Consider the following 14,678-nt stretch of genomic DNA (forward strand, 5'->3'; position numbering starts at 1 on the left):
GTATTAAGCGGCTTGAGTCCTGAATTCTAACGGACTCAAGCCGCTTAATCGTTTCTGATAACGATAGTAATTATAAAAATGAATATAATCATCAATCGCTAGTTTTAACTCTTCATATGAATTGTACTTATGTAAATAATACTTCTCACACTTCAATGTGCCCCAAAATGATTCAATTGGTCCGTTATCAATACATCGACCAATACGGGACATACTCTGTGTCATATTGGCAGTTTCCACTATTCGCCTAAATTCCTTCGATGTATATTGAAAACCTCGATCACTATGTATTAATGACTGTTCGCCTGATTGTAATGATTGAATAGCTGATTTTATTGTTTTGAAAACAAGGGAATTATTATTCGAATGACCGAACACATAGCTCACAATTGAACCATCATATAAATCGATAATTGCACTTAAATAGGTTTTTTCCCATTTCCATACTTAAACTCTGTGACATCTGTACACCATTTTTCATTTGGCTTTTTCGATGTAAATGCTCGATTTAATACGTTCTCCGCCACATGATGTGCTGGGGATTTACGATAAGGCTTGCGCTTTCTACGAATAACAGACTTCAATCCACTAATCTGCATTAAACGATAAATACGCTTTTCGCTAACCATCTTTTGATTATTTTCTTTTCGCTGACGATTGATGGTCAACGTTGTACGACGATAGCCGTAAATACCATCTACTTGTTGGTAAAGGAGATGAATGTCCTTTAAAATTGCTTCATTTTCAACTTCTCTGTTAGAAGGCTTGCGACTTAGCCACTTATAGTAAGCTGCACGCGAAACATCAGCTATTTCACATAGTAAAAGAATCGAAAGTTCTTCCTCTCGATGTAATTCTTGAATCGCTAAATAGCGTTGCTGTAGACGTATTTGGCTTAACGACGCCTCCTTTCGATTTCCTCTAACTTTTTTAAAAATAAATTTTCTGCACGTAAACGTTCATTTTCACGTTCAATACGTTGAATCTCTAATTTCAATTTCTACTCAACGGTTAATTCGACTTCATCTTTTGTGCGACCACGACGATCACGTAATCCCTCTTCACCGTTTGTTTCAAATTTCTTCGTCCATTGATATACCTGTTGATACGAAACACCATAGGTGTGCGCTGCCAACTGATAATTTTTCTGGTGCTTCAAACAGTACTCGACAATCTCAATACGTTCTTCAAAAGTTGTCTTTCTTCCTTCTGTCATAGCTTGACTCATTCCTTTACCTGAATCTTTTATTTCACTATGACTAGTATACTTTTTTACCCAGCTTTTTAAAACGGAGGTACTGCTAATCTCGTATTTCGCCAACACCTCCATCTGTGAATAACTTTGTTGAATGTAGTCCTCCACTGCCGCTAATTTTAACTCTTTTGAATAGAACTTACATGAAGTAGCTTCTTGTAATCCTTCACGTCCACTTGCCTCAAATCTTATTTTCCATCTATGAAAAGTTTGATGATCTATTGAAAACCTTTCACACAATTCATTGATAGAATAGTGACCTTCTTCGAACAATTGTAGGATATGTAGTTTCAACTCGAGTGGATGTTTGCTTCGCCCCATAAAAAATACTCCCCTTAGATAAACAGATTTTATTTTTTCATCTGTCTACCTAATAGGGAGCATATCAAATTGAGTACCTGGTCTATTTCATTAGATAAATTTCAATTTGTTTTAATTAATAACTAAAGCTAGCACCATAACTTCTAACATCAACATTTGATTGATTCGGTGTAATACTTACTCCGACAGGAAGTATTGAGATACCTACTGTACCTGATAATTTCTTATGACCATATTCGAACTTAATTGTTGCTTTACCTGAAGATGAAGACTTAATATAGAAAGTTTGAGCAATCGTGCCTTCATGGGTTTGGAATTTATTTAAAGATCCATTAAGATCAAACGAACCTGCTACTCCTAAAGATGGATCCCACGTTGACGGTGTAGAACTACTTGACATTAACGTAGTTCCTCCTGTTGAAGTATTGTATAAAGAATATGTTGAGTTAAAACCTTGAAGTTTTCCAGATTGAGCTGGCATGTAAACACCAAGACTTGATGGGAAACCAATAGCTATTTTATCTGTCAAAGCCCAAATTGGTTTATTTAACCATCTAAAGTTTGCGTGTGCATAAAATGCATTGTAACCAGAAACAGTACTATTATTCAGCTTTAACACATTACCTTTAAAACTCATATCTGCACTCGGGATATCACCAAAAGTTGTAATTTCTGATGGATCGTTTGTTACTTCATCAAAACTATAAATCTCTTCGAAACTTGTTAAAATTTCAGCCTCACTATCAACTAAGAACTTTAGTTCTTCATACGGCATATTCTCAACTTCTGTCTCACTAAAATTCAATCCATATAAATAATTCTTTTCAGCATCGGTTAAAGATGGTTCACCTTCTGCGGCTTCAACTTGATGATTGAATCCCAAAGTTAGTGCAAAAATGACACCTAAAAACATTAAAATACTATTTTTCTTCATTTCCCTACCTCCCAATTTTTTTACAATTTTTATTATATACATATTTTATCATTTTTGGATAAATAATTTAAATTTGAATAAAAAGTACTAGTTTTTTCAGAAGTATATTAGTTTATTATAATAATACATAGATAGGGAGGTTTAGATAATGGAGGCATTTTTTTCTTTCAGTTGCTTTTTTCTTATGCCAGTATATGGGTTTTTATTTTGTTTCTATTTTATTAAATTAATAAAGAAATTAATAAAGGGACAGAATGATACAAATGTCGAAGCAACTGTTATGACAATTACGTTTATTTTAATTATATGGAGTATCAGTTATACCGTAGCAATAGGAAATTAATTAATAGTTTTTATGAGGGCACTTGATGTAGATTTTATTTTTCAGTGCCCCTCTTTTCTCTTAATTACTATTCCGCTGTGCAATGATAATTTTTAATCCTTCAAAATCACCACTTGTTATAGCGCCATTATCAAATTTCCCCAACCAAGATTTATCAATTAATTTTTTATTGACTGCGTGTTGAATATAATCTCGAACTGCAGCTTTTGCGGTTGTGCTAGTGAATTTCATAATATAATCATCCTTTTCAGATTGTTGTGGTTTAGCAAAGCCGTTCAAAATATCTTTTTTGAATTGTTCTTCTGTAATCCCCATGCTCGCTAAATATGAATACGGATCTCTGTGTGTTGTACCTTTTAAATTATCCGTAATCCAACGGTGTGACTTAATACCGTTACCTGCCCCATCAAGAATAATAGGTATTCCAGCCTCTTTAGCAAGTTCACGTAATAACCAAATATAAGCAGCATAATCTTTTTTAAATTGTTCTTTATCAGTAGTTCGTGCCAATTCCACTTGCGCAGAACTCAACGGATTACCTTTTGGGCCACAACCATACTGTACACGATTAACTGGCGCAATTTGTACGATACGGCCACCGCCTCCTACCCAGTGGGAAGTGTATGCATTCGCTTTATTACGATTCATATAAGCAATTTCATTTTCTAATGCGTTCGGTCCACAATTATTTGGATTGCCAGATTCATGAGCAATTACATATTTAACACTATCTAAACGTTCATTTGGCAATCCTGACATTAAGCGTTTTTCAATTGTGTAATTCATTTATCATCATCCTTTGGTGTTTCGTATTTTAAAGCTTGTACACTATCACTAAACTCACTAGTTGTCGGATCTATTACAATACCTAACAAAATCAAAATGCTTAGAATAGTATTAAAAATAGCAGTGGCTTGTTCGCCAACTGCTTCAGGTAAACTGTATCCAAATGCTGCTGTTACTTGTTGAATAAGTAATAAAAAAAATGCAAAAAGTGATACTAAAAATGGTTTGTGTTTTAAACGTACTATCCAATTGATTTTCATTAAATTATCCTCCAAAAATAGAATTTTGTAATGCTATAAATAAAACTCCAACGACACACTAATTGCAGCAGCTAAAAAATAACCTTTGATTTTATCACTGTTCTGTTCCATTTTTTCAACAGATTTTTCAATTTGTTTAACACTCGAAGCTGTGTTGTACACGATTGGCTTAATTGTTGATACGTCTTTTTCTAGTTCCTGTAACCGTCTTTCATGATCAGCCACAGTAACTGCTTGTTGAAAGGTTGTTTCTTGACTCATGCCCTATTCCCTCTCCTTCGCCCCTTAAAATAAAAAGCTATGAGAAGCATCGAGATTCAGTAACTTGTACCGTTTGCCCATCTCGATTTTCTCTCATAGCTCATAATAAAAGCCCTCCACTGATTGATAGTAGAAGGCGCATTACTGTTGTTGAAACATTCATCAATTATCTAAAGACTCTTGTTTTGAATACTCAACCAACCATTTGAATGCCAGTTCGTAATTATCGAAAAATTCAACAGACTTTTTTGTGTTGGATTGCTTTAAATGGTTCATTATCTCTCCCTCTTCAAGGAGAAACGCAATTGCTTTGCTGTGTTTTAGCATTGTTTTATTAAAGAACTTATCTTTCCATTCTTTTTGAACAGAAAAATGATCTGGGGTGTATCCTTTCCTATCTACCAACAATTTGTACTCTCTACCTTCAGAAATAAACTGCTGACACACCTTTTCAAAATCATCAAACCAATCATTAACGTCTTGAATTTTTATTTGACCTATCAGATGGGTAACTATTATATCTCCTGAAACTTCGGTGTTGACATTTTTCACTATCAACTTAGAATCATCTCCCTCAGTTTCTATTGTGCATTAAAACCATATAAATTCAACGCTTACCTTATACCGCCTGCCGTTTACTTGCACTCCATAAAACCATATTCTATGTTTGATTCAGACAATAAAAATAACGCTAAGTTTCTGCCTGCGTCTCGAATTCTGTTTTATTATAGCTTTGTATTGTTCAGGTGAAATCTCACCAAACGGATTGGTCTCCGTTTTTACAGCAATTCTTAATTACCCACTTGAACATAAAAGCGATTTGCCAAAACTCCATCATTCGCCACCACCCTTCATTGTAATTACATCTAATTTTAGTTGGGTTAACTGTGAACCTAAGTTATTAATCAAGAGATCTTTTTGGATATTCTTCATTTTCACTTGTGCTAGTTGTTCACCTAATGACATGACTTGTTCTTCGGTAGTTGGTATTGAACCTACTTATTCAAGTGGACCCCATGAGCCATCAAGTAACCTTCTACGTCTTTGCATTATTCAACCACCCCTATGATTAAATAGATTTTATTGTCTATTTTTATGTTTGGACTAGTTGTAGTTAATTTAAATAAATACATAAAGGAGGGCTCTAATGTTTCATGAACGGTTAAAAAAGCTGAGAGAACAAGAAAATATTAGTCGAGAACATTTAGCTAATTCATTAGGCATTACATATTCTGTGAAACAGGGAAAAGAGAGCCTGATTTTAAATTACTACAAAAAATAGCGAGCTATTTCAATGTAACAACTGATTATTTACTTGGTAATACAGATAAATCTGAACAACTTTCTCAACAAGAAAAAGACGAAGCAGAGTTTCAGGCTTTCGCGAACAACCCTACCCTACAAAAATGGTACAAGGAATTGCCAAATTCTAAGGAAGAGGATTTGGAGAAGCTGCGTAAGATGTGGGAGATTTTGAAGGATAATGGGGAATTGTAATCGTTAGTTGGAGAGAGCCAAAGCGACGATTTTTAATTAAAACTAAAAGTAACATAATGATATCTTAAAAAAGGACATGCATAAACATGTCTTTTTTTAATACCATTATTGGAAATATTATTTATTTATGATATATTTTCAGTAGTGATTATAGGTATATTTACGCAAGAACTATTAACCACTAAACTGGAATTAATTTATTTTTCGCTTTAACTTAGTCTAGTTTTTCATTATTTAATATATTAATAGGAGGTTTTATTAATGGGTTTATTTGATATTTTCAAGGGAGATAAAACTGGAACTGAGCAAGGGATGCATCCACATTTTGCATTTGTCACATCTCTACTTTACATGATGGGTGCTGATGGAGAATACGACCATGAAGAAATTGGCCAGCTGTTATCTGTTATCGGCGGACAGAAAAAAGGTAATAAAATCTATGTTGGTGGGAACAATGATGATCTAATGTCAAAAGCAATAAAATATGTTAACAAGAACTCGGTAGATCAATTCTTACATGAAGCTGCGCCTGTCCTTACTGATGCTCAAAAAATGTGTATTTTAATTAATTTAATTGACTCCTCTCTTTCAGACGGTGAAGCCGAAATCGAAGAACAACAATTATTTAAAAAGTTTTTAAATGCTTTTGGTATTTCTGAAGAACGCTTTAAGCCATTTTTTGAAGTTATCGTATTAAAAAATGATCGTTCTGTATTTTTAGACACGAACCATCAAAAAAATAAAAATGGCTATAAAGTAGAGCTTTCCAAATATTAAACTTTAGCCTCTTTATAGAGGCTATTTTATATACTTTAGTGCATAGAAATATTTAACAATGAAATAATTTTCAATGTAAACTATAACATGGACTTTCTTGTAGATATAATTTATAAGAAATAAAGGAGGAATAAGCAAAGTGTCAAATACTATTAATCAAGTACATATAAATAAATTTCGTAAACTAAATGATATAACCATTGACATTGCAAAACGAATCACAATAATAGCTGGTCATAATGGCGTAGGAAAATCAACAATTTTAGGATTAATAGCAAACGGAAGTGAATTACGCGGACATAAAAGTTACTTTGATAAAATATTTCAGTCAAAATTTAATGAAATTTTCAGATTGGATAAAGACAAGGACTTTTATAAAGAGTCTGATAAAAAGTACTCTGTAATATTAGAATAATATGTCCATTTTAAATTGAATATCATAGTTTGTATAGTTTAGAATCAATCCTTGTACACCATTTTCTTTGTATAGAGCTATCCAATTTAATAAAGGTGTTTTGCTTATATTGAAACGCTTAGCAACTGCTCGCATTGATTCTTTACCGTCTAAATAGGCAAGTACTGCCTGTAATTTTAATTCGTAAGAATATTTAGCCATAGAAAAACTGCACCTCCAATTGTTGTATGTGTCTAACAATTGGGGTGCAGTTCAATCACGGAGTGGTCTTAATTGTTTTTTCTTTATGCTTTTTTCACTTGTTTTCTTAGTTAAAATTGTAAACTCTAAGTATTTGAATACACTTTTATTTTATAATTTCATAATAGTAGCGAATTCCATCATCTGTACGTCCTGATATTGGATCGTTAGTTGTTTCACTTTCAATTTGTTCCGCCCAATAGCGGACAGTTTTACCTTTTGTGAAGAAATCGTTTGTTATTTTTTTGAATACTCCCTTTTCCACTTCCTCATAGTACCATCCGTCTGTTGTTCGAGGTGATGTGATACCAAATTGTTCTACTTTTACTTTATTAACAACTTGAGAACTTACTTGTCCCATTACAGAGCCATTATACATGCTAGATAAAGTGGTATTTTGACTTGGTGTTGTTGTGTATTCGGAATAAACATGATATAAATTTCTATTTAATATATTAAATGAGTTCGGGTTTTGATCTGTATAAAAAAACATATCCTTGTAGATACCTTTTGCTTGTGAACCTCTTGTGTCCACGAAAATGACACGTTCTATAGTATTAACAGCACGTTTGTTGTTCAACGTATACGGTTTCCCTAGTACATCCTCGAAACCACCTACTGCTTCTCCCTCAACTGGTAGCTTAAATGCCTCTCCATAGACCATATTTATATATTCTTCTACACTCATATTTAACTTTTTCGCAGATTTTTCTGTACTTCTGTACCAAGAAGCAGTATCGCTATACCTCCTTTTTTCAAAATTTGTGAGTGTCAATATATTCGTCCCTGTATTAGCAACCTCACGAAGTTCCTGTAAACCTATGAAATCAGATGGCACTTTCTTCAATGTATCCATGTAACGAATAAGGATTGTTGCTACCTCGGCACGAGTTGTATTACCATTCGGCTTAAAGGTAAAGTCCTCATAGCCTGAAAGCAATCCCGTACCTAGTGCTACACCAATATAAGGTAAGTCTTTTTTGTCTACTCCACCCTTATAAAATTCGGGAATCGGTATTAAGGTAAGGTTTGAATTCGCCATTTCCTCGATTGCTTTGCCATAATCAGCATTAGCATGTGCTAAACCATTCGCTAACCAACGGGACATTTCCCCACGAGTCATTGGTTTATTTGGTTCAAATTTATTTTTAGAGAAATCCTCTGCTTTGATAAACCCTAAAGCTAATCCCTCTTGGATTGCTTCATGAGCCCAATGTGTATTCGAAACATCATTAAAACTTACAGTTGCTCGCTCGTTACGATTAAATACTCTAGCTAAAAACGTTGCAAACTCAGCGCGAGTAACTTGAGCAGATGGTTTATATGTACCATCTTCATATCCGGTTACTAATCCTTTTTCAGCAACCTGTTTAATTGACTCATATGCCCAATGGGATTTAGGTACATCTTTAAACGTTGTGTTGGTAACTGGAGCTGCTTGAGCATTATCAGTAGCAACTGGAATAACCATAGCAGCTGTCATAACACTCGCTGCTAGTGCTTTAATCATTAAATTATTTTTCGTTGATTTCCTATGTAACATTTCATACTCTCCTTTTTATAAAAAAATCTATATACATACCAAAGTTACCATATTAAACCTGAACAAGGAATATATTATAACTAAAAAAATCACAGCCTATTTAATCCTAATTACTCATTTAACTACGGTTTTTATGCAAAAAAATAGCCCTCTATAGTTAGAAGGCTTTAATACTGCTTAAAATCAACACCTATTACATTTTCACCCTCACGGATCAACCTGATTACATTGTGGCCTTGATCTCGTAAAAGTTTTAAGACCATTTCATCTGTTAGAGCTTCGTATTCCTCTCGAGTCAAAAACAAATTTGATACACCTACAATCTCTACATCATATGGCCTGCGCTTGAATAAAAACCGTACTGGCACTATTGTTTTGTAATTCATGATCTTCACAGCCTTTTACAAATATTTCTACATAAGATGTTGATTAACCTTCTTACTGCCGTTTTAAGATGAAGCAGATAACTAAAAATGTTGTCTGTTTTTTGTTATATACAAATTACGTCGAATTACCTAAAATGGTAATGAAAGGGTGTGAGTAAAATAAAAAAAATAGTGGCAGTAATCGCAATTGTATTAGTAGCGCTTGTAGGAATATCTTACTTTTTGCTAGATTCAAGGTATGAAGAAGGAGTCATAGTAAACGGGTTTCCAATACCTAAAAATGCTGAAGTAATTGGGGAAGATGAAATGATAGATATTGAATCAAATATATCTAACTCTCTATATTTGGATTGGCCAAAAGTGACGGATGGGCTTCCGTTTGACTATAAGCTCTTAATTATGTTTAAAGGCTGGAAAGAGGTCGACAGTGAAAAATTTGAAGATGGGGATACATTAAGGGTTTATACAAAAGATGATGCTGAAATTAAGCTTACAACTACGGAAAGTTCTATAGGTATACTGTTATCTATGCCTAATAAAAAATAATTAATATATAAGTTAAACCAAAAAAGCCCAGGTACTCACTTTTGAATGAGCGCCTGGTTTTTTTCATTATTCTACTTCTCTAACATCTCCTAGGACTTCGATATCTCCTTTACGATAAACCACAAGATCATAATAAAGAGTTTGCGAATTTGGTGTATACCAGAAATGAGATGATCTAGATGGTAAACTTCCATCTGTTCTTCCTTCGATATAACCTTTTGCTTCAAATAGTACGGTTTTTGTTCCACTCTTATAGACGCGAATCATGTATTCTCCGCCCTTATTATAAGTGTAATTCTCGGCACTCACATACCATTTCTTAGATGGATTATATGCAAACAATGCATCTATACGGAAGTATTCTTCATACCCATCTACAATAGTACTTGCACTTTCAAGCACACTTTCCTTTGCACTGGCGCTATCACTAAAAGTAATTAAACCTAATGCAAATACAAATGCCGTTATCAAACTTAAAATTTTCTTCTTCATTTTACTTATTCTCCTTTATTTATAGTTTGCAGCTAAAATTTCGTTATAATTATTATTACTTTTTGAAGATTACGTTAACTGCTATAGCATAATAAGACCTCGAGTTACCATTATCCTATCATTACCAAAAGTGGTAATTCAAATGAATATTCACGCCAATTTCTGGCGTACACACCGACAATTTTTGACGGTGTTCAATTAAATTCTTTAAAAATACGCCAAATCACGCCAATTATACCGCCGTTTTTTGGCGTTCGATTGTTATTTTATATAACTTAAGCAATATTTTTAGTTGAAATCACACTAAAACACTTGATATTTTCATTTAGTTTCATTCTTATATTCAAATAATATTTTTCACTGAATTGTCACTTGATATTAAGTATTAAAACCAGTTCATCTAAAATAGCTTTGCTGGCTTTTAGCGATTTTACTGAAACTAACATTATTTACTACGTTGTGCAATGATAATTTCTAATCCTTTAAAATCACCGTCAGTCAATGTACCAGCGTCAAATTTTTCTAGGTGTAATTTATCAATAAGCTTTTTATCTACAGCTTGCTTTAGGTAGTCTCGTACTGCTGCTTTAAGTGTTTCGTTAGTAAATTTCATAACGTCATCCATTTTTAAAAAACTGCTCCATGGAATAGGTGCACTTGTGGAACGCATCTTACTAGGGCAATTTTTTCCACTGTAAAAGTTGTGCTGTACTACATCATTGACTGTTAGGTTCTCGTCTTTAAGAATTTTTGCAACTAGTGATGCTGTATTTTGAACAGTCTTGACATAATCACCGTCACTATTTACGCACATTTCAATTTGTATTGCTTCGTTATTCCCCTTAGTACTGCCTGCTGCCCAACATTGATAATCATGTGTAAATGATTGCACAGCTTCTTTGTCATCCACAGACCAATGCCAACTTGCTTGTCGACTGTTACCATTAGCTTGCAGTCGAGCGTGATTGTCAGCCTCACTTCCCTTGTTGGTATTGTCTGTCTCATGGATACATATTTTTTTCACGAGTGTTTTTTCGTCCTCCTGTTACTTTAATAGCAACGGCTGTTGACACTATATGTTGTCTGATTAGCACCATTATTTATCACCCTTTGTTTTTCTTATTTTAATGCTTGTACACTATCACTGACATCACTTGTTGTAGGATCAATGACAATTCCTAACAAAATCAAAATACTTAAAATGGTATTAAAAATAGCAGTGGCTTGCGCCAACTGCTGCAGGTAAACTGTATCCAAATGCTGCTGACACTTGTTGTACCAACAATAACAAAAATGCGAATAATGAAACTAAAAATGGTTAGTGTTTTAAACGTACTTTCCAGTTGATTTTCATTTAATTATCCTCTAAAAAGTGAATTTTGTAATGCTATAAATAAAACTCCTACCACAGCTCTAATTACAGCAGCTAAAAAATAACCTGTGATTTTATCACTGTTCTGTTCCATTTTTTCAACAGATTTTTCGATTTGTTTAACACTTGAAACTGTGTTGTACACGATAGGTTTAATTGTTGATACGTCTTTTTCTAGTTCCTGTAGCCGTTTTTCATGGTCAGCTACAGTAACAGCTTGTTGAAAGGTTGATTCTTGACTCATGCCCTATACCCTCTCCTTTGTCCCGTAAAATAAAAAACTATGAGGAACATCGAGATTCAGTAACATTTACCATTGCCCATCTCGATTGCTCTCACAGCATAATAAAAAAGCCCCCCGATCGAGAGTGCTTTGGAACTTAATTAAAATTCATGCTTAAAAGTATAAGTATTTTGGGTATCTTCATAAACCAACCTATTAGCGGTTTCATTATCAATACCTAGTAATATTAATACCTTCAATAAACCACTTGGTCCTTCACCAATATAACTAGACCCTAAACCGCCTTCTATTACTAAATCGCTCATATCACCCACGATAGTAGTTCTATACTCGATTTTATTACTATTTCAATCTGAAGATGATGAGTGTTAGGGACGGATCATAAGTGATAACTACCAAGAGAGTAAATTCATTATAAAGATATTCTTTTTTTATTCGACACTTTTAAAATTAGGAATAGTATACTTTTTCTACTTTATATAATGTCCGCTCGATAGTGGAGCAGAGAACGGCATCCACTTTGTAAAATTTAACTCGAAAGTATAAACTTTTCAAAAAGTTCTTTATATTATTTTTTTGCTTAAAGGCAGGAAGAAATTCTGAATTTTTCTCCACATCACCAAAACTTTGAATCCACTGCTCTACACAAGTCTGACTAAGTATTTTTCTATTTAAAACACTAATTATGGATTTGACCATTCTCTCATCTTCCCCATCGGAGTAAATTCGCTCTGTTATAGTCATCTTTTCGTAAACCAAATCGAGGATAGTTAAGAGGTCGCTTTTATCCAGTTCGGAACATTGAGCCAAATCATCTAAAGCATCTGCTGCATGGGCTATGGCATGAGCCCAGCCTTTTTCTTCATCATACCCACGGTAATCTCGCTCTTCTTGTACATTGTAAAATACTTTCTCTTTTATGTGATGAATTTGCTCTCTTGAGAGAAATGGTGATTCTCTATGCCTCGTTAAGAGGAGCGGTATGACTAGCATGGAGAAAGACCGAGTGAAGACAGAGTCTGTATTTGTTTCACCAAGCTTAAAAAGCAAATGGTTTTTATCCAAAACAACCGGTAAAAGTTGTTCTAGTTCGTTTGCGGTGAGAGATTTATCAGGAATCCAGTGTGATAAGGTTGTATAAATTAGCTCATCACGTAGTTGGGCATCCAAAGAGCCAATGTTATTTATCATTTCTAGTATCAACTGAAATCTATCGGGAGGTGCTTGGTACCCATTTTCTTTTATTAATATCAACTTTTCTTTTAAATTCATTTTACACGCTCCTATTAGAAAAATTTGTTTGAAATCAACCCTTTATTGATTAGTAAAGTATTCAACTCACGCCTTTTCTTAATTCGCTCAGTTTTTCTACAATAAAATCATTCAAATCTTTTAGTAATTTATTTGAATCATTTATGTAATACTTATTATGCCATCGGAACGTTTCTTCTAGTTCATTTAAATTACCTATCGAATCTAAACTATTAATTATTATTTCGACATTCCGATTAACTGTATGTTCGTAACCATTAATTTGGTCTGATAAAATTCCGATGTAAATATTTTTTATAATTAAAGTATTTAAACAAATTGTTAATTCATTTCGCAGTTTTTCGAGTTTCAGATTGTTTTCGACCAAATCCCTTTTAGCCATATCATAAATTCCGTCATCTTTACGTTTTAAAGAAAATCTATCCTCATATGTGTTAATTAAGATTTGGTGTGTTTTAGTAATTCTGAAATTATCCATTATTTTTTTGTAGATTTGAGTAGATTTTATAATTTCATGGTTCAACTCCTCTGCTTTGGTAAGGATTAATGCAATGTAATCTCTATCCCTTGCCTGCTTATCTTGTTTTTTTAACGAATCCTCCACTGATTTTTTGTTTGCTTCGATAATGAAATAAGTAGTTACAATTACTCCTACCATTCCTATTATCCCACCCACTATACTACCTATAAGTCCATTATCAACATTTAATCCATCGATCATTATTGTATCAATTACGAATGATGTCCCTAAAATTAGGACAACAAAAAATATGATTCCAATAAAAATGTTTTAAATTTTATCTGACATTATTTAACCTCCCACTAAATCATAATCTGAGAGATAATAAATTGGAACAATTTTCTACAAATTCCACTTTCAAAACATCACCAAACCCTGCCATCTCAACTCATACCGTTTTGGCTGTTTGATGCTGTTTTCAAAGCAAAAGAAAAAGTCACACCTGTTTTAAAGTGTACCCTTTGTAAAGGGTACACTTTAATTTTAGACGTGACCTTTAATATTGTTTTACATTAGATTTGTTTTATGGAATTTTCTTCTAATTACTTTTTCAATGGATTCATATTTGGTAATTCCATTTTCTATTAGTGTTAATTTCGGAAGTGTAAAGTAAATTATTATTGCAGAAGTAATTCCAAAAAGAGCACCTACCATTACATCTAATGGATAATGAACTCCTACCCAAATACGTGAAATTCCGACTAATATAGCAAGCAAAATCCATAGACTCCATTTTCCTTTTTTAAATAACCAAAAGGACATACAGAATGAAAAAAATAATATGGTATGATCGCTTGGAAATGAATTATTTATTGCTTTTTCTATCAACTGATTTGTATTCGAAAGGACAGCAAATGGTTGGTGATTAAAATGTAATAACCCTGCAAATTTCCCTATAATTTCAGCCAAAACGAAAGCAATACTTGCGCACATAAGCATTATTTTATTTTCTCTATCTTTGGTAAACCAGAACAGAATAACAAAAATAGCTAAGAAAATAACTGTGTATTCAGCAATAATAATCATTGGTAAATTGAAGAATTGAAATTCTTTTCCTAAACTATTAAGCATTCTAAATAAATCATTATTTATTTCTAATATATTCAAGACATTCTCTCCTTTATAGCTTATAAAGCTATGTTAAGAAAAAATGTATCTTTAAACCATCGTAAAATGTGACAATTAATTGCTTAAGCTAACATTATTGTCACTTT

21 protein-coding genes and 1 pseudogene are annotated in these 14,678 nt (G+C 33.2%); 5 read left to right on the top strand and 17 right to left on the bottom strand.

Annotated elements, in window-relative coordinates; all coding sequences use genetic code 11:
• Positions 1-3: 3 nt before the first annotated feature.
• The 7 genes and pseudogenes from VK91_RS22490 to VK91_RS23225 all read right to left on the bottom strand — a co-directional run bounded on the left by VK91_RS22490 (position 4) and on the right by VK91_RS23225 (position 5,126).
• Positions 4-1,576, bottom strand: a pseudogene (locus VK91_RS22490) (IS3 family transposase).
• A gap of 115 nt (positions 1,577-1,691) precedes the next feature.
• Positions 1,692-2,510: a hypothetical protein gene (locus tag VK91_RS12420; protein ID WP_053075708.1), complete on the bottom strand. Its 819-nt coding sequence runs from the start codon at positions 2,508-2,510 to the stop codon at positions 1,692-1,694.
• Positions 2,511-2,913: 403 nt separating this feature from the next.
• Positions 2,914-3,639: a peptidoglycan recognition family protein gene (locus VK91_RS12430; protein ID WP_048393136.1), complete on the bottom strand. Its 726-nt coding sequence runs from the start codon at positions 3,637-3,639 to the stop codon at positions 2,914-2,916.
• Positions 3,636-3,899: a phage holin gene (locus VK91_RS12435; protein WP_048393137.1), complete on the bottom strand. Its 264-nt coding sequence runs from the start codon at positions 3,897-3,899 to the stop codon at positions 3,636-3,638. Before VK91_RS12435 ends, VK91_RS12430 begins: the two co-directional genes overlap by 4 nt.
• Before the next feature lie 33 nt (positions 3,900-3,932).
• Positions 3,933-4,160, bottom strand: coding sequence for a 3-carboxy-cis,cis-muconate cycloisomerase (locus VK91_RS12440; protein ID WP_048393138.1), 228 nt, complete (start codon positions 4,158-4,160; stop codon positions 3,933-3,935).
• Positions 4,161-4,322: 162 nt separating this feature from the next.
• Complete coding sequence (locus tag VK91_RS12445) at positions 4,323-4,745, bottom strand: STAS/SEC14 domain-containing protein (RefSeq protein ID WP_197078726.1); 423 nt, start codon at positions 4,743-4,745, stop codon at positions 4,323-4,325.
• Positions 4,746-4,994: 249 nt separating this feature from the next.
• Positions 4,995-5,126 carry a hypothetical protein gene (locus VK91_RS23225; RefSeq protein WP_255349864.1) on the bottom strand — a complete coding sequence of 44 codons (132 nt, stop codon included), beginning with the start codon at positions 5,124-5,126 and terminating at the stop codon, positions 4,995-4,997.
• Between the two features lie 181 nt (positions 5,127-5,307).
• On the opposite strand from VK91_RS23225, the gene VK91_RS23230 reads away from it, so the two are divergent.
• From VK91_RS23230 to VK91_RS12455, 4 genes are all read left to right on the top strand, one after another.
• Positions 5,308-5,442, top strand: coding sequence for a hypothetical protein (locus tag VK91_RS23230; protein WP_255349865.1), 135 nt, complete (start codon positions 5,308-5,310; stop codon positions 5,440-5,442).
• A complete protein-coding gene (locus VK91_RS23335; protein WP_369700624.1) occupies positions 5,388-5,657 on the top strand; it encodes a helix-turn-helix domain-containing protein in 270 nt (89 codons plus the stop codon). The genes VK91_RS23230 and VK91_RS23335 overlap by 55 nt, the downstream gene beginning before the upstream one ends.
• Before the next feature lie 261 nt (positions 5,658-5,918).
• Entirely contained in the window at positions 5,919-6,434 is a 516-nt protein-coding gene (locus tag VK91_RS12450) for a TerB family tellurite resistance protein (protein WP_048393141.1), read from the top strand.
• Between the two features lie 139 nt (positions 6,435-6,573).
• The gene (locus tag VK91_RS12455) at positions 6,574-6,849 is read left to right on the top strand and encodes an AAA family ATPase (protein WP_048393143.1); all 276 of its coding nucleotides are present in this window, start codon (positions 6,574-6,576) and stop codon (positions 6,847-6,849) included.
• On the opposite strand, the gene VK91_RS12460 is transcribed toward VK91_RS12455, so the two are convergent.
• Both VK91_RS12460 and VK91_RS23070 read right to left on the bottom strand, forming a co-directional pair.
• A complete protein-coding gene (locus VK91_RS12460; protein WP_082148149.1) occupies positions 6,841-7,050 on the bottom strand; it encodes a helix-turn-helix domain-containing protein in 210 nt (69 codons plus the stop codon). The genes VK91_RS12455 and VK91_RS12460 overlap by 9 nt on opposite strands.
• Positions 7,051-7,195: 145 nt before the next feature.
• The gene (locus VK91_RS23070) at positions 7,196-8,632 is read right to left on the bottom strand and encodes an S-layer homology domain-containing protein (protein ID WP_053075709.1); all 1,437 of its coding nucleotides are present in this window, start codon (positions 8,630-8,632) and stop codon (positions 7,196-7,198) included.
• A 536-nt stretch (positions 8,633-9,168) separates the two neighbouring features.
• Here VK91_RS23070 and VK91_RS12475 point away from each other — a divergent pair.
• Positions 9,169-9,564, top strand: coding sequence for a hypothetical protein (locus VK91_RS12475; protein WP_053075710.1), 396 nt, complete (start codon positions 9,169-9,171; stop codon positions 9,562-9,564).
• Positions 9,565-9,630: 66 nt separating this feature from the next.
• Here the strand turns inward: VK91_RS12475 and VK91_RS12480 are convergent, their stop codons facing one another.
• The 8 genes from VK91_RS12480 to VK91_RS12510 form a co-directional block, all read right to left on the bottom strand.
• The gene (locus VK91_RS12480) at positions 9,631-10,056 is read right to left on the bottom strand and encodes a hypothetical protein (RefSeq protein WP_048393147.1); all 426 of its coding nucleotides are present in this window, start codon (positions 10,054-10,056) and stop codon (positions 9,631-9,633) included.
• A 445-nt stretch (positions 10,057-10,501) separates the two neighbouring features.
• Entirely contained in the window at positions 10,502-11,080 is a 579-nt protein-coding gene (locus VK91_RS12485) for an N-acetylmuramoyl-L-alanine amidase family protein (protein WP_053075711.1), read from the bottom strand.
• A gap of 95 nt (positions 11,081-11,175) precedes the next feature.
• Positions 11,176-11,313, bottom strand: coding sequence for a phage holin (locus tag VK91_RS23075; protein WP_231595647.1), 138 nt, complete (start codon positions 11,311-11,313; stop codon positions 11,176-11,178).
• Positions 11,314-11,414: 101 nt separating this feature from the next.
• On the bottom strand, positions 11,415-11,672 hold the full coding sequence (locus VK91_RS12495) for a hypothetical protein (protein WP_048393149.1): 258 nt from the start codon (positions 11,670-11,672) through the stop codon (positions 11,415-11,417).
• Positions 11,673-11,812: 140 nt separating this feature from the next.
• On the bottom strand, positions 11,813-11,977 hold the full coding sequence (locus VK91_RS22715; RefSeq protein WP_156181899.1) for a hypothetical protein: 165 nt from the start codon (positions 11,975-11,977) through the stop codon (positions 11,813-11,815).
• 145 nt (positions 11,978-12,122) lie between these two features.
• Positions 12,123-12,944: a DUF2785 domain-containing protein gene (locus tag VK91_RS12500; protein WP_048393151.1), complete on the bottom strand. Its 822-nt coding sequence runs from the start codon at positions 12,942-12,944 to the stop codon at positions 12,123-12,125.
• Positions 12,945-13,005: 61 nt separating this feature from the next.
• Positions 13,006-13,665 carry a hypothetical protein gene (locus VK91_RS12505; RefSeq protein ID WP_156181900.1) on the bottom strand — a complete coding sequence of 220 codons (660 nt, stop codon included), beginning with the start codon at positions 13,663-13,665 and terminating at the stop codon, positions 13,006-13,008.
• Positions 13,666-13,971: 306 nt separating this feature from the next.
• Positions 13,972-14,571 carry an undecaprenyl-diphosphatase gene (locus VK91_RS12510; protein ID WP_048393155.1) on the bottom strand — a complete coding sequence of 200 codons (600 nt, stop codon included), beginning with the start codon at positions 14,569-14,571 and terminating at the stop codon, positions 13,972-13,974.
• Positions 14,572-14,678 lie beyond the last annotated feature (107 nt).

The organism is Lysinibacillus sp. LK3 (assembly GCF_001043675.1).
GTDB lineage: Bacteria > Bacillota > Bacilli > Bacillales_A > Planococcaceae > Lysinibacillus > Lysinibacillus capsici.

Excerpts from the sequence above, each read along its gene's own strand:
- VK91_RS12420 (WP_053075708.1), bottom strand. The coding sequence starts at position 2,510 with ATGAAGAAAAATAGTATTTTAATGTTTTTAGGTGTCATTTTTGCACTA.
- VK91_RS12430 (WP_048393136.1), bottom strand. The coding sequence starts at position 3,639 with ATGAATTACACAATTGAAAAACGCTTAATGTCAGGATTGCCAAATGAA.
- VK91_RS12435 (WP_048393137.1), bottom strand. The coding sequence starts at position 3,899 with ATGAAAATCAATTGGATAGTACGTTTAAAACACAAACCATTTTTAGTA.
- VK91_RS12440 (WP_048393138.1), bottom strand. The coding sequence starts at position 4,160 with ATGAGTCAAGAAACAACCTTTCAACAAGCAGTTACTGTGGCTGATCAT.
- VK91_RS23225 (WP_255349864.1), bottom strand. The coding sequence starts at position 5,126 with ATGTCATTAGGTGAACAACTAGCACAAGTGAAAATGAAGAATATCCAA.
- VK91_RS23230 (WP_255349865.1), top strand. The coding sequence starts at position 5,308 with ATGTTTCATGAACGGTTAAAAAAGCTGAGAGAACAAGAAAATATTAGT.
- VK91_RS12450 (WP_048393141.1), top strand. The coding sequence starts at position 5,919 with ATGGGTTTATTTGATATTTTCAAGGGAGATAAAACTGGAACTGAGCAA.
- VK91_RS12460 (WP_082148149.1), bottom strand. The coding sequence starts at position 7,050 with ATGGCTAAATATTCTTACGAATTAAAATTACAGGCAGTACTTGCCTAT.
- VK91_RS23070 (WP_053075709.1), bottom strand. The coding sequence starts at position 8,632 with ATGTTACATAGGAAATCAACGAAAAATAATTTAATGATTAAAGCACTA.
- VK91_RS12480 (WP_048393147.1), bottom strand. The coding sequence starts at position 10,056 with ATGAAGAAGAAAATTTTAAGTTTGATAACGGCATTTGTATTTGCATTA.
- VK91_RS12495 (WP_048393149.1), bottom strand. The coding sequence starts at position 11,672 with ATGAGTCAAGAATCAACCTTTCAACAAGCTGTTACTGTAGCTGACCAT.
- VK91_RS22715 (WP_156181899.1), bottom strand. The coding sequence starts at position 11,977 with ATGAGCGATTTAGTAATAGAAGGCGGTTTAGGGTCTAGTTATATTGGT.
- VK91_RS12500 (WP_048393151.1), bottom strand. The coding sequence starts at position 12,944 with ATGAATTTAAAAGAAAAGTTGATATTAATAAAAGAAAATGGGTACCAA.
- VK91_RS12505 (WP_156181900.1), bottom strand. The coding sequence starts at position 13,665 with ATGATCGATGGATTAAATGTTGATAATGGACTTATAGGTAGTATAGTG.